General features: G+C 64.2%; 13 protein-coding genes. 10 read left to right on the forward strand and 3 right to left on the reverse strand.

Annotated features, from left to right (window positions below):
- Positions 1-21: 21 nt before the first annotated feature.
- The 3 genes from EN861_RS21710 to EN861_RS21720 are packed head-to-tail and all read right to left on the reverse strand — an operon-like array spanning position 22 to position 2,746.
- Positions 22-984 carry a 3-keto-5-aminohexanoate cleavage protein gene (locus tag EN861_RS21710; protein ID WP_127869839.1) on the reverse strand — a complete coding sequence of 321 codons (963 nt, stop codon included), beginning with the start codon at positions 982-984 and terminating at the stop codon, positions 22-24.
- Positions 981-1,928 (reverse strand): 3-hydroxyacyl-CoA dehydrogenase, encoded by a 948-nt coding sequence (locus tag EN861_RS21715; RefSeq protein WP_127275586.1) that lies wholly within the window; start codon positions 1,926-1,928, stop codon positions 981-983. The genes EN861_RS21710 and EN861_RS21715 overlap by 4 nt, the downstream gene beginning before the upstream one ends.
- 11 nt (positions 1,929-1,939) lie before the next feature.
- A complete protein-coding gene (locus EN861_RS21720) occupies positions 1,940-2,746 on the reverse strand; it encodes an SDR family oxidoreductase (RefSeq protein ID WP_127275587.1) in 807 nt (268 codons plus the stop codon).
- Here EN861_RS21720 and EN861_RS21725 point away from each other — a divergent pair.
- The 10 genes from EN861_RS21725 to nirB all read left to right on the forward strand — a co-directional run bounded on the left by EN861_RS21725 (position 2,737) and on the right by nirB (position 13,741).
- Positions 2,737-2,952 carry an FCD domain-containing protein gene (locus EN861_RS21725; protein ID WP_245512082.1) on the forward strand — a complete coding sequence of 72 codons (216 nt, stop codon included), beginning with the start codon at positions 2,737-2,739 and terminating at the stop codon, positions 2,950-2,952. The genes EN861_RS21720 and EN861_RS21725 overlap by 10 nt on opposite strands.
- Before the next feature lie 100 nt (positions 2,953-3,052).
- Positions 3,053-4,516 carry a phosphatidylserine/phosphatidylglycerophosphate/cardiolipin synthase family protein gene (locus tag EN861_RS21730; RefSeq protein ID WP_127275588.1) on the forward strand — a complete coding sequence of 488 codons (1,464 nt, stop codon included), beginning with the start codon at positions 3,053-3,055 and terminating at the stop codon, positions 4,514-4,516.
- Positions 4,517-4,637: 121 nt separating this feature from the next.
- Complete coding sequence (locus tag EN861_RS21735) at positions 4,638-5,438, forward strand: endonuclease/exonuclease/phosphatase family protein (protein WP_127275589.1); 801 nt, start codon at positions 4,638-4,640, stop codon at positions 5,436-5,438.
- Positions 5,439-5,546: 108 nt separating this feature from the next.
- A complete protein-coding gene (locus EN861_RS21740; RefSeq protein ID WP_127275590.1) occupies positions 5,547-5,867 on the forward strand; it encodes a hypothetical protein in 321 nt (106 codons plus the stop codon).
- Positions 5,868-6,011: 144 nt separating this feature from the next.
- On the forward strand, positions 6,012-6,611 hold the full coding sequence (locus EN861_RS21745; RefSeq protein ID WP_127275591.1) for an ANTAR domain-containing response regulator: 600 nt from the start codon (positions 6,012-6,014) through the stop codon (positions 6,609-6,611).
- 2 nt (positions 6,612-6,613) lie between these two features.
- Positions 6,614-7,852: a CmpA/NrtA family ABC transporter substrate-binding protein gene (locus EN861_RS21750; protein WP_167531304.1), complete on the forward strand. Its 1,239-nt coding sequence runs from the start codon at positions 6,614-6,616 to the stop codon at positions 7,850-7,852.
- Positions 7,853-8,203: 351 nt separating this feature from the next.
- Complete coding sequence (locus EN861_RS21755) at positions 8,204-9,520, forward strand: CmpA/NrtA family ABC transporter substrate-binding protein (RefSeq protein WP_135865521.1); 1,317 nt, start codon at positions 8,204-8,206, stop codon at positions 9,518-9,520.
- A 67-nt stretch (positions 9,521-9,587) separates the two neighbouring features.
- Positions 9,588-10,478 carry a nitrate ABC transporter permease gene (gene ntrB, locus EN861_RS21760; RefSeq protein ID WP_127275594.1) on the forward strand — a complete coding sequence of 297 codons (891 nt, stop codon included), beginning with the start codon at positions 9,588-9,590 and terminating at the stop codon, positions 10,476-10,478.
- Between the two features lie 10 nt (positions 10,479-10,488).
- The gene (locus EN861_RS21765; RefSeq protein ID WP_127275595.1) at positions 10,489-11,286 is read left to right on the forward strand and encodes an ABC transporter ATP-binding protein; all 798 of its coding nucleotides are present in this window, start codon (positions 10,489-10,491) and stop codon (positions 11,284-11,286) included.
- Positions 11,287-11,290: 4 nt separating this feature from the next.
- Positions 11,291-13,741 carry a nitrite reductase large subunit NirB gene (nirB, locus tag EN861_RS21770; protein ID WP_127275596.1) on the forward strand — a complete coding sequence of 817 codons (2,451 nt, stop codon included), beginning with the start codon at positions 11,291-11,293 and terminating at the stop codon, positions 13,739-13,741.

Below are 13,741 nucleotides of genomic sequence, written 5' to 3' on the forward strand. Positions count from 1 at the left end.
AAAGCGCGGCAGCGGGCCGCGTCAGAAGGCGACCTGGTCGCCGCCCTTCAATGACAGGATTTCGCGCGCCTCGTCCGGTGTCGCCACTTCCATGCCAAGCCCTTCGATGATCTTGCGCGCCAGCACGACCTGCTCGGCATTCGATTTGGCGAGTTTGCCCTTGCCGGCCCACAGGCTGTCCTCCAGCCCGACGCGGATGTTGCCGCCAAGCGCCGCCGACTGCGCGGCGATGCGCAACTGGCTGGCGCCGGCGCCGAGCACCGACCAGCGAAACTGGTCGCCAAACAAGCGGTCGGCGGTGCGCTTCATATGGGCGACATCCTCCGGATGCGTGCCGATGCCCCCAAGCAGGCCGAACACCGACTGCACGAAGAAGGGCGGCTTCACCAGCCCGCGATCGGCGAAATGGGAAAGGTTGTAGAGATGCGCGATGTCGTAGCACTCGAACTCGAAGCGCGTGCCGTTGTCGTAGCAAGTCGCCAGAATGTATTCGATGTCCTTGAACGAATTGCGGAAGACGAGATCGCGCGTCGCTTCCAGATGCGGCTTTTCCCAGTCGAATTTGAAGGTCTCGTATTTGTCGGCGAGATGGTAGAGCCCGAAATTGATCGAACCCATGTTGAGCGAGGCCACTTCCGGTTTGAACTGAGCGGCCGGCTTCACCCGCTCCTCGACCTTCATGTAGGGACTGCCGCCGGTGGTGATGTTGATGGCGGCATTGGTGCCTTGCTTGACGCGCGGCAGGAAGCGGGCAAACGCCTCCGGCGTCTGGTCGGGCCTGCCGGTCTCGGGATCGCGGGCATGCAGGTGCAGGATTGCCGCTCCCGCCTCGGCCGCCGCGATCGCTTCCGACGCGATCTGGTCCGGCGTGATCGGCAGATAGGGCGACATGGTCGGCGTGTGGATCGCTCCGGTCACCGCGCAGGTGATGATGACCTTGCCCCTGGCCACCGTGGCGCCGGGCTTGCGGCTGGTTTCTTTCATTGTCCGAACTCCTGATCCGATTTCTTCTTGTGCGCCGCCAGCGCCATCAGCCGGCGATCGCGCCACACTTGCCGCTCGCCTAGTTTTTCCCTCGGCAGGCGTTTGCCGCGCTCGGCCTCGACCGTCTCCATCACCTCGCCCGCCCAGTCGATCCGGCGCAACATCTGCGGGAAGATGTTGGAATAGATGCCCTGGTAACGCTCGACATAGTCGCGCACGCCGCCGGGCGCGTTGAGGTCGATGGTCTCGAACGGTCCCATGAAGGACCAGCGCAGCGCCAGCCCGTCGCGGATGCCGATATCGACGTCCTCGACGCTGGCATAGCCGTCGGCGACGAGCCGGAACGCTTCCTCCAGCAACGCGCCCTGCAGGCGGTTCATGATGAACCCGTCGAGTTCGCGCTTCATCACCAGCGGCGCATGGCCGGCCTCGATGAGGAAGGCGCGTGTTCTTTCGAGCGTCTCGGCCGATGTCCACGGCGCTGGCACGACCTCGGCGGCGGGAATGAGGTAGGGCGGATTGATCGGATGCACGACAAGGCAGCGATGCCGCCCTTGCAAATGGTCGGTGAATTTCGACGGCAACAGCGCCGAGCTGGAACTGGCGATCACCGCTCGCGGATCGGCAGCAGAGTCGATCAGCGAAAACACCTCACGCTTGACCTCGAGATTTTCCGGCGTGTTCTCCTGGACATGGATCGCGCCGGCCAGCGCCTCGCCGAGTTCGGCGGCAACAGTGATGCGATCGAGCACGGTGGCGGCGGACTGTCCCCGCAGCAGGTCGTTGGCAGCGAGATCGCCGAGCACACCGGCTATGTAGTCGCGCGCGCCGCCGGTCGCGGCGCGGGACTGGTCCCACATGCGGACGTCATGACCGGCGCGCGCGAAACTGATCGCCCAGGCCCGCCCGATGAATCCGCTGCCGACGATCGCAACCTGTGCCATGGATCTTGCCCTCAAAGTGTTTCGACATTGCCGTCGACGCCGAGCGACTGGCCGGAAATGTTTATCCCCGCATCCGAAAGCAGGAAGGCGACCATCGAGGCGACATCATAAGGGCTGGTCATGCGGCGCAGCGAGATGTTCTGCAGATAGCGCCCGGTCATTTCTTCGTGGCTGATGCCGATCTGCCTGGCGCGCGCCGAGATGACGCCCTCGATGCGGGGACCCTCGATGATGCCGGGCAGGATGGCATTGACCCTGATGCCGTGCGGCCCGAGCTCCTTGGCAAGGCTCTGTGTGAAGCCGATCACGCCGAACTTGGCGGCCGAGTAAGGCGTGCGGAAAGCATAGCCGTGGCGGCCGGCGGCCGACGACATCGAGACGATCGAGCCGCCTCCCGCCGCCTTGATCATCGGCACGGCGCGCCGCGCGCACAGGAACTGGCCGGTCAGGCAGACATCGAGACAGCGCCGCCAGTCGTTCGGCTCGATCTCGTCGACGCCGCCGGTCGGGCCGGCAATGCCGGCATTGTTGATCAGGGCATCGAGCCCGCCGAGCTTTTCGGCGACCGTCTCGAACAGCCGGTCGACGTCGTCTTCGTGTGAGACGTCGGCCTTGACCGCGGCCACCAGATCGATCTTGCCGGGAGCGGCAGCCAGCGCCTCGTCGGACACGTCGCAGACGACGATGCGCGCCCCGAGCCGCGACAGCGTGTCGGCGATGGCGAAACCAATGCCGCCGGCGCCTGCTGTCACCAGCACGCGCTGTCCATTGAGGCCGGCCAGAAATTCCGCCGCCGTTTCAGGTGCCTTTGTGCTCATCGTCCGTCCTTCCCATCGAGAACCTGTGGCTGCAGATCAGCCCCTATTTCAACATGCTGCACGATTCGGGAAACTATTCGACCGCCAACGAACATCATCAGGAGATGTTCGCGGCCCTGTGTGATCACGACGGCGACGCCGTCAAGGCCGCGGTGCGCGCCGATATCGACGCCGCTTTCAATGTCCTGGTTGGCTTGCTCAAATAACCGTGCGCCGGCCGTTCTCTCACCGGCGGAGCCCAATGGGTGAGTGTGGAAATCGCCGGCTGCATTGCCTTCCGCGGGCGCTCGCTGGATAGTCCTGGCAATGTTCGAGACCCTGGCGATTCACTGGCCCCAAATACTGGCGATCATCTCGGTGGTGATGGCGACCATCGGCATTGCCCATGCCGTCATGACCAAGGAGGACGTCCGCGCCGCCACCGGCTGGGTCGGCATCATGGTGCTGTCGCCGATTCTCGGCGTGCTGATCTATGCCGTGGCCGGCATCAACCGCATCCGCCGCGCCACGATCAGCGCGCAGCGCCCGCTTGCCGAGGGCCTGGTGTCGGCCAAGCATGAGCGCGACGTCGCCGCCGAAGAGGCGCTGATCATCGAGCGCTATGGACAGCGGTTCACCGGCCTCAGAACGCTGGGCGACAGGGTGGCGCGGCGCGCGCTCAACCCGGGAAATGCAATCGACGTGCTGGAAAGCGGCGACGAGGCCTACCCCGCCATGTGCGCGGCGATCGACGGGGCCGAGCGCAGCGTCCTGCTCGAGACCTATATTTTCGACAATGACGCGGTCGGCCTGCTTTTCGTCGAAGCGCTGGCCGGCGCTGTCCAGCGCGGCGTCACCGTGCGTGTGCTGATCGATGCCGTCGGCGCCCGCTACTCCGTCCCCAGCATCCTGGGGCATCTGCGTCGCGCCAACATCACGGCGGATGTTTTCAACGGCAACATCGTCATGGGCCTGCGCTTGCCCTATGCCAATCTGCGGACCCACCGCAAGATCCTGGTGGTCGACGGCACGGTTGCCTTTACCGGCGGCATGAACATCCGCAAGGGTTTTTCAGCGGAGTTCGCCGGGTCGAACAGCGCCCAGGACACGCATTTCCAGGTCACCGGACCCGTTGTCGCCGATCTCTTCTCGGTCGCCGCGGAAGACTGGCGCTTCGCCACCAAGGAGGCGCTGAAGGGCGATGCCTGGCGGATCACACCGGTTTCACCGCCCGCTGGCCAGCCGATGCTGGTGCGTGCGGTTGCATCCGGGCCGGACGCCAGCAACGAAACCAACCACAAACTGATGATCGGCGCCTTCTCGGTCGCGCGCAAGTCGATACGCCTGATGTCGCCCTATTTCCTGCCGGACCGGGAACTGATCAGCGCCCTGGTTACCGCGGCCAGGCGCGGCGTCGAGATCGATGTCGTGGTGCCGGCGGTGAACAACCTCTTCCTCGTCGACCGCGCCATGACCGCCCAATTCGACCAGATCCTGAAGAATTATTGCCGCATATGGCGCACGGAAGGCCCCTTCGATCATTCCAAGCTGCTTTCGATCGACGGCGTATGGGCTTATGTCGGGTCCTCCAACCTCGATGCACGTTCGCTGCGGCTCAACTTCGAGATCGATCTGGAGGTCCTCGACGCGGGTTTTGCCACCGAGATCGAGACCCGGATCGGATCGGCGATCGAAACGGCCGTTCCAGTGACGCTGGCCTCCTTGCGCGCGCGGCCCTTCATCATCCGCCTGTTTGACCGCATCCTCTGGCTGGGATCGCCCTATCTCTGAGAAATCCTGTCTTTAACAAAATGACGTGTTTGCCCGATAGCGTGTCGCCAACCATGGAACATCGGCCGAATGACTCTATTTCTAGGTGCATGATGAGAACGGCAGGGATGATGGGCACGCTATGCGAATGAATGGGCGCAGCCTGCCGGCCAGCATGCTCCTGTCCATTCGCGACAGGCGGATGCGCAAGGCCAACGCCTTGTCGCCGAAGAAGGACGGCGTCACCGGGACGCTGGTCGCCTCCTACAACGTCCACAAATGCATCGGCGTCGACCGCAAGTTCGATCCCGACCGCACCAGCCGCGTCATCCGCGAGATCGCCCCCGACGTCATCGCCCTGCAGGAGGCCGACAATCGCTTCGGCGACCGCGACGGGCTCCTCGACCTGCACCGTCTTGAACTGGAAACCGGCCTCGTGCCTGTGCCCATTTCCGCAACGGGCAAAGGCCATGGCTGGCACGGCAATGTCCTGCTGTTCAAAAGGGGCGTCGTTCGCGACGTGCATCAGATCAGGCTTCCAGGTCTCGAACCCCGCGGTGCCGTGGTGGCCGAGATCGATCTCGACGGGAACCAGTCCTTGCGCATCATCGCGGCCCATCTGGGGTTGCTGCGCCGCTCCCGCTCGCAGCAGGCCCAGGTCGTGCTTGATATCATGAACAGCCCCGACGAGAAGCCGACGCTCCTGCTCGGCGATCTGAACGAATGGCGGCTCGGAAACCGCTCCGCGCTGAACACGCTGCACGCAACCTTCGGCCCGCAGCCGCCAGCAGTCCCCACCTTCCCGTCCAACCTGCCGCTGCTGGCACTCGACCGGATCATGGCCAACCGGCACGGCATGATCGCGACCGTCGAAGCGCATGACACGCCGCTGTCGCGCGTGGCCTCCGACCATCTGCCGCTGACCGCCTTCGTTCGCCTGTAGCATGTGGCCGATAACACCTTGATGTCGCCGGCGTCGCAAAGCGTGTGGATTCGAGCGGAACACCCGGTTCTTCAGCGAGTTTATGTGTTGAATATACAGGAGGATGGAATGAAAAAGTTGATTTTGGCCTCGGTGCTGGCATTCGCCGCGACAGCGGCAGCGATGGCGCCAACCCAAGCCGCCAGCCTGACTATCCAGTCCGACGACGGCGGCCAATATTCCTCGGATGACGATTCCGGAATCGTCGTTCGCCGTCATCATATGCGCCACTATGACAACGAGTATGACGGCGACCAGAACGCTCAGTACGATGACTACGACAATGGCGGCTACCGCTGGCGCCACCACCATCACCGCTGCCACACGGAAACGATTGTGCATTGGCGCCACCACCACAGAGTGTTCGAGGACGTTCGCGTCTGCGGCTGAGGTCGCTCCGTCTCCTGATCCAACCGTCTCCTGATCCAACCCTTGGCGGGTTGCCGCCAAGGATAGCCGTTGACAGCCGTCGCCTCCCGCCGACGCCGCCATTGCCGCATTGCACAAATTTCCGAGCGTGCCCACAATGCGGGCATGATCCGAACTTCACTCGCCGTCTTGGTGATCGACGAAAACCGCATCCGTGCCTCGATAATCGAGGCTGGCTTGCGCGAGGCGGGCCATCAGCGGGTCACCGTCATCCATGACGTCAGTGGCATTGCGCGCCGCATCGCCGAGATCGAGCCCGACGTCATCGTCATCGATCTGGAAAACCCCAACCGCGACATGCTGGAAAACATGTTCCAGCTGTCACGTGCGGTAAAGCGGCCGATCGCCATGTTCGTCGACCGCTCCGACCAGGCCTCGATCGAGGCCGCGGTCGATGCCGGCGTTTCGGCCTATGTCGTCGACGGGTTGAGGCAGGAGCGCGTCAAGCCGATCCTCGACATGGCGGTGAGCCGCTTCAACGCTTTCTCGCGCATGGCGCGCGAACTGGACGAGGCGCGCAGCGAGCTCGAGAGCCGCAAGGTGATCGACCGCGCCAAGGGCATCCTGATGAAATCGCGCGGCCTGAGCGAAGAGGCCGCCTATATGCTGCTGCGCAAGACGGCGATGAACCAGAACCGCAAGATCAGCGATATCGCCCAGAGCCTGGTGACTGCCGCCGGGCTTCTCGGACCGGGGGACGAATAGACATGGGCGCCGAGCATCAGATCACCGCCGGCTTCATGCCGCTTTTCGATAGCGCCGTCCTGGTGGCAGCCGGCGAACTGGGCTTTGCCGCGCGCGAAGGCATCGATCTGGCGCTGCACCGCGAGACCTCCTGGGCCAACATCCGCGACCGCATCGCCATCGGCCATTTCGACCTTGCGCACATGCTGGGACCGATGCCGCTTGCCTGCAATCTTGGCCTCACCCCCCTCGCCTCCGAGACCATCGTGCCCTTTTCGCTGGGGCTCGGTGGCAACTGCGTCACCATCTCCAACGCCGTCTGGGCCGGCATGGCGGCGCACGGCGCCGTACCCGATCTCGATCCGGCTCGCGCCGGCGCGGCCCTCGGTGCGTTCATCCGCGAGCGGGCGGCCGCCGGCCGCGAGGCGCTGCGCTTTGCCGTCGTGCACCCGCATTCCGGGCACAATTACGAACTGCGCTACTGGCTTGCCGCCTGCGGCATCGATCCAGAGCGGCAGATCGAGATCGTGATTGTGCCGCCGCCCTTCATGGCCGACGCGCTGGCCACTGGGCGCATCGACGGCTATTGCGTCGGCGAACCCTGGAACAGCGCCGCGGTGGCGGCCGGCACCGGCCATATCGTCACCGTGAAGGCGCTGCTCTGGCGCAACAGCCCGGAAAAGGTCATCGGCGCGCGCAAGGCCTGGGCCGAGCAAAATCCCGAGGCCCTGGCTGCACTGCTGCGCGCATTGCATCACTCGGCGCGCTGGTGCCAGGACCCTGCAAATCGCGCCGAACTGGCGGCGCTGATGGCGCAGCCCGGCTTCCTTGGCCAGGAGGCGGCCGTTCAGATGCCGATCCTGACCGGGCATCTGCAGCTCGGCGGCGGCGCACAGCGGGCCGTCGAGGACTTCTTCGTGCCTTTCGACAAGGCCGCCAATTTCCCCTGGAAGAGCCATGCGCTGTGGTTCTACACCCAGATGGTGCGCTGGGGTCATGTCGCGCACACGCCGGAGAATCTCGCCATCGCCCGCGACTGCTACCGGCCCGACCTTTACCGGTCGGCGCTGAAGCCGCTCGGCGTCGCGCTGCCGGGCGCCAATGCCAAGGTCGAGGGTGCGCTGAAGGTGGCGACGCCGGTGGGCTCGGCGGGCGCCAGCCTGGTGCTCGGCCCGGACGGCTTCTTCAACGGCCAGATCTTCGATCCGGACGAGATCGACGCCTATGTCGACAGCCAAAAAACGACCCTCGGAGAAGCCTGATCATTTCTGCGCCATCCTTGTGCATTGCACAAAAATTATGCGCCCCTGTAGGCAAGGTGATCAATGTTTGACCCCAATCGCGGTGGATCGAGTTGCCGCGTGATGCTCCGATCCCACTGAATTCATTTGATGTTTTCTTCCAGAAGGAAACTGGCACGGTTCCTGCATTGAAATGAGCGAGCCCTTCTCGGGCAACGGAACAGGCGTCCAATGGCGGGCGCCACAGGCAAAGCTGCCGCTCAGGCCACTGCGCAATCCCCAGGGATGCGCGAAGGCCTGGACGGCGGCTTTTTTGTTTTTGGCCGAACACGCAATCGACGGCGCTTCCAAGGCGCTCAACCGGAGACGACGATGACGAAACGGATCGGAACTGGCACATCCCTCAAGGATTTCACCCGCCGTGATTTTCTGGCCAGCAGCGCGCTGACGGCGGGACTGTTTATTGCCGCAAGGTCATTGTTTCCTGCGGGCGCCCATGCCGAAGGCAAAGGTCCCGAAGTGACCGGCGCCAAGCTCGGCTTCATCGCGCTGACCGATGCCGCGCCTCTGATCATCGCCAAGGAGAAGGGCCTGTTCGCGAAATTCGGCATGCCTGATGTCGAGGTGCTCAAGCAGGCCTCCTGGGGGGCGACGCGAGACAATCTGATGCTCGGCGGCGAAGCCAACGGCATCGACGGCGCCCACATCCTGACGCCGATGCCTTATCTCATGCACACCGGCAAGGTGACGCAGAACAACCAGCCGCTGCCGATGGCAGTCGTCGCTCGCCTCAACTACGATTGCCAGGGCATTTCAGTAGCCCAGGAGTATGCCGCCACCGGCGTCGGCCTCGATGCCTCCAAGCTGAAGGACGCCTTCGCCGCCAAGAAGGCGGCAGGCAAGGAGGTCAAGGCCGCCATGACCTTCCCGGGCGGCACACATGATCTGTGGCTGCGCTACTGGCTGGCCGCCGGCGGCATCAACCCCGACAAGGACGTCTCGACCATCGTCGTGCCGCCGCCGCAGATGGTGGCCAACATGAAGGTCGGCAACATGGACGTGTTCTGCGTCGGCGAACCGTGGAACGAACAGCTCGTCCACCAGGGCGTCGGCTTCACCGCCGCCACGACCGGCGAGATCTGGAAGGGTCATCCGGAAAAGGCGCTCGGCCTGCGCGCCGCCTTCATCGAGAAATACCCGAACGCCACCAAGGCGATCGTCATGGCGGTGATGGCGGCACAGCAATGGTGCGACGCCAAGGAGAACAAGGACGAGATGGCCGCCATCATCGGCAAGCGGCAATGGATGAACGTGCCTGTCGCCGACATCGTCGGCCGCCTCAAGGGCGACATCAACTACGGCAACGGCCGGGTCGCCACCGCCACCGACCTCTACATGAAATTCTGGAAGGGCGGCGTCTCCTACCCATTCAAGAGCCACGACAGCTGGTTCCTCGCCGAGAACATCCGCTGGGGCAAGTTCGCGCCGACCACCGACATCAAGGCGCTGGTCGACCAGGTCAACCGCGAGGATATCTGGCGCGAGGCGGCCAAGGAACTCGGTGTCGCGGCAAGCGACATCCCGGCCTCGTCTTCGCGCGGCGTCGAGACTTTCTTCGACGGCAAGACTTTCGATCCGGCCAACCCCTCGGCTTATCTCGACAGCCTGACGATCAAGGCATCGGCCTAGTCAGGCCAAACGGCATTTCGCCGTCTCTCGTTCAGTTCGACCAGACGCCACGGAGTTTTCCCAGGACATGTCCATCCAAGCCATCGAGGACACCAAGGTAAAAGCATTCCCGGCCAAGCCGGCCGAGGTGGTCGCCTTCACCGCCAAGACGCGGCGGCGCATTGATCTGGTATCGATCGCAGGCAAGGTCGCCAGCGCCCTCGTCCCGCCCGCCATCGTCATCGCCCTTCTGCTCGTCGTCTGGCAGGTCGCCTGCTCGTCGCCGACGGCAAGCCTGCCGCCGCCGAGCCAGGTATGGAACGAAGCCTATGACCTGATCGCGCATCCGTTCTTCGACAACGGCCCCCAGGACATCGGTCTTGCCTGGCGGGTGCTGATCTCGCTGCAGCGCGTCGCCATCGGCTTCGGCATGGCGGCGGTGGTCGGCGTCGCGCTCGGCGCGCTGGTCGGTCAGTCGGTCTGGGCGATGCGCGGCCTCGATCCGGTGTTCCAGATCCTGCGCACCGTGCCGCCGCTCGCCTGGCTGCCACTGTCGCTCGCCGCCTTCCGCGACTCCAATCCATCGGCGCTGTTCGTGATCTTCATCACCTCGATCTGGCCGGTCATCATCAACACCGCCGTCGGCGTGCGCAACATCCCGCAGGACTACCGCAACGTCGCCCGCATCCTGCGGCTGAACCAGCTCGAATTCTTCGTCAAGATCATGGTGCCGGCCGCGGCGCCTTACATCTTCACCGGCTTGAGGATCGGCATCGGCCTATCCTGGCTTGCCATCGTCGCAGCCGAAATGCTGACCGGCGGCGTCGGCATCGGCTTCTTCATCTGGGACGCGTGGAACTCGTCACGGCTGCCCGACATCATCGTCGCGCTCGCCTATATCGGCGTCACCGGCTTCTGCCTCGACCGCCTGGTCGCGGCGGTCGGCGCCTTTGTCACCCGCGGCACGACGGCAAAGTGAGGACAGCGCCATGACCGCCTATCTCAAACTCGACCACATCGACAAATCCTTCGCGCGTGGCGGCCAGGTCAGCGAGGTGCTGAGGGACATCAGGCTGACCATCCACAAGGGTGAATTCGTCTCCATCATAGGTCATTCGGGTTGCGGCAAGTCGACCTTGCTCAACCTGATCGCCGGCTTGACCAAGATTTCCGCCGGCGCCGTGCTTTTGGAAGACAAGGAAGTCGACAGCCCCGGCCCCGAACGTGCCGTAGTGTTCCAGAACCATTCGCTGTTGCCGTGGCTGACCGTCTACGAAAACATCAACCTGGCGGTGTCGAAAGTCTTCGGCCGTTCGAAGAGCAAGGCCGAGCGGCATGACTGGATCATGCGCAATCTCGACCTCGTGCAGATGGCGCATGCAAGCGACAAGCGCCCGGCCGAAATCTCCGGCGGCATGAAGCAGCGCGTCGGCATCGCACGGGCGTTGGCCATGGAGCCCAAGATCCTGCTGCTCGACGAGCCGTTCGGAGCTCTCGACGCGCTGACGCGCGCCCATCTGCAGGACGCCGTGATGGATATCCATTCCAGACTCGGCTCGACGACGATCATGATCACCCATGACGTCGACGAGGCGGTGCTGCTGTCCGACCGCATCGTCATGATGACCAACGGTCCGGCCGCGACCATCGGCGAAGTGCTTCCCGTGCCGCTGGCGCGGCCACGCCGGCGCATCGAACTTGCTTCCGACCGCACCTTCCTGCGCTGCCGCGAGGCGGTGCTGAAATTCCTCTACGAACGCCACCGCTTCGTCGAAGCCGCGGAGTAACGCCATGACCGAAAAACTCGTCATCATCGGCAACGGCATGGCCCCCGGGCGCATGCTGGAGCATCTGCTGGAGCAGGCGCCGGGCCGCTACGCCGTCACCATCTTCAACGCCGAGCCGCGCGTGAACTACGACCGCATCATGCTGTCGCCGGTTCTCTCAGGCGAGAAGGCCTATGAGGAAATCATCATCCATGGCGACGGCTGGTACATCAAGCACGGCATCACCCTCTACAAGGGCCACAAGATCGTGGCCATCGACCGCACGGCGAAGACGATCACCTCCGACCATGGCGTCACCGAGCCCTACGACAAGCTCGTCATCGCCACCGGCTCGGTGCCGTTCATCATCCCGGTGCCGGGCCACAATCTGCCGGGCGTACTGACCTATCGCGACCTGGACGACGTCCAGGCAATGATGCTCGCCGCCCAGTCGCGGGCCAAGGCCGTGGTCATCGGCGGCGGCCTGCTCGGATTGGAGGCGGCGGCCGGCCTCAACGCGCAAGGCATGGACGTCACCGTGCTGCATGTCATGCCGACGCTGATGGAGCGCCAACTCGATCCGGCCGCCGGCTATCTCCTGCAGCGCGCGGTGGAGGAGCGCGGCATCAAGGTCATCACCAAGGCCAACACCCAGGCGATTACGGGCAATGGCAAGGTCGAGCAGGTGGAACTCGCCGACGGCACCATCATCCCGGCGACGCTGGTGGTGATGGCGGTCGGCATCAGGCCCAACGCCGCGCTGGCCAAGGATGCAGGCGTTGCCGTCAACAGAGGCATCGTTGTCGATGCCGGCATGCGCAGCAACGACCCCGACATCTTCGCGCTCGGCGAATGCGCCGAGGTGGGCGGCATGGTTTATGGGCTGGTGGCGCCGCTCTACGAGATGGCGCGTGTTGCCGCTCATCAGCTTGCCGGCGACGAGACAGCTGCCTTCGTCCACATGGACACGCCGACCAAGCTCAAGGTCACCGGCATCGACCTCTTTTCGCTCGGCGACTTCGCCGACGGCGACGACCGCCAGGAGATCGTGCTGCGCGATGCTTCCGCCGGCGTCTACAAACGCCTGGTGCTCAAGGACGACCGCATCATCGGCACGGTGCTTTATGGCGAGACATCGGACGGCGCCTGGTTCAACGACCTGAAGAAGAAACAAACCGACATATCGCAAATGCGCGATACGTTGATCTTCGGCCAGTCCTACCAGGGGGGTACCCCGCTGGACCCTATGGCGGCCGTTGCAGCCTTGCCGGATGATGCGGAAATCTGCGGCTGCAACGGCGTTTGCAAGGGCAAGATCACGGGCGCGATCACGGGCAAGGGCCTGACTTCGCTCGACGACGTGCGCGCCCACACCAAGGCGTCGGCCTCCTGCGGCTCCTGCACCGGGCTGGTCGAAAAGCTGATGGTGTTGACCCTCGGCGACACCTACAACCCGGCCGCCGTACAGCCCATGTGCTCCTGCACCACGTTCGGCCATGACGAGGTGCGCCGGCTGATCAAGGCCAAGGCGCTGAAGACCATTCCGGCGGTCATGCAGGAACTGGAGTGGAAGACCTCCTGCGGCTGCGCCAAATGCCGGCCGGCGCTCAACTACTACCTCGTCTGCGACTGGCCTGACGACTACGCCGACGACTACCAGTCGCGCTTCATCAACGAGCGCGTCCACGCCAACATCCAGAAGGACGGCACCTATTCGGTGGTGCCGCGCATGTGGGGCGGCGTGACCAACGCCGCCGAACTGCGCGCCATCGCCGACGTCGTCGACAAGTTCGAGATCCCGATGGTCAAGGTCACTGGCGGCCAGCGCATCGACATGCTCGGCATCCGCAAGGAGGATTTGCCGGCGGTGTGGGCCGATCTCGGCCAGGCCGGCTTCGTTTCCGGCCATGCTTACGCCAAGGGGCTGCGCACGGTGAAGACCTGCGTCGGCTCGGACTGGTGCCGCTTCGGCACGCAGGATTCGACCGGTCTCGGCATTCGCATCGAGAAATTCATGTGGGGCTCGTGGACCCCCGCCAAGGTCAAGATGGCGGTGTCGGGTTGTCCGCGCAACTGCGCCGAGGCGACGTGCAAGGATGTCGGCGTGATCTGCGTCGACAGCGGCTACGAGATCCACTTCGCCGGTGCCGCCGGTCTCGATATCAAGGGCACGGAAGTGCTCGGCCTGGTCAGGACCGAGGACGAGGCGCTGGAGCACATCGTGGCGCTGACGCAGATGTATCGCGAGCAAGGCCGATACCTCGAGCGCATCTACAAATGGGCCAAGCGCATCGGCATAGCCGAGGTCAAGCGCCAGATCATGGACGATGGCGAGAAGCGTCGAGCCTATTACGAGCGCTTCGTCTTTTCGCAGAAGTTTGCCCAGGTCGATCCGTGGTCCGAGCGCGTCTCCGGCAAGGACAAGCACGAGTTCCGGCCGATGGCTTCGGTCGGGTTTGCGCAGGCGGCGGAGTGA

This window comes from Mesorhizobium sp. M8A.F.Ca.ET.218.01.1.1 (assembly GCF_004791165.1).
Taxonomy (GTDB): Bacteria; Pseudomonadota; Alphaproteobacteria; order Rhizobiales; family Rhizobiaceae; genus Mesorhizobium.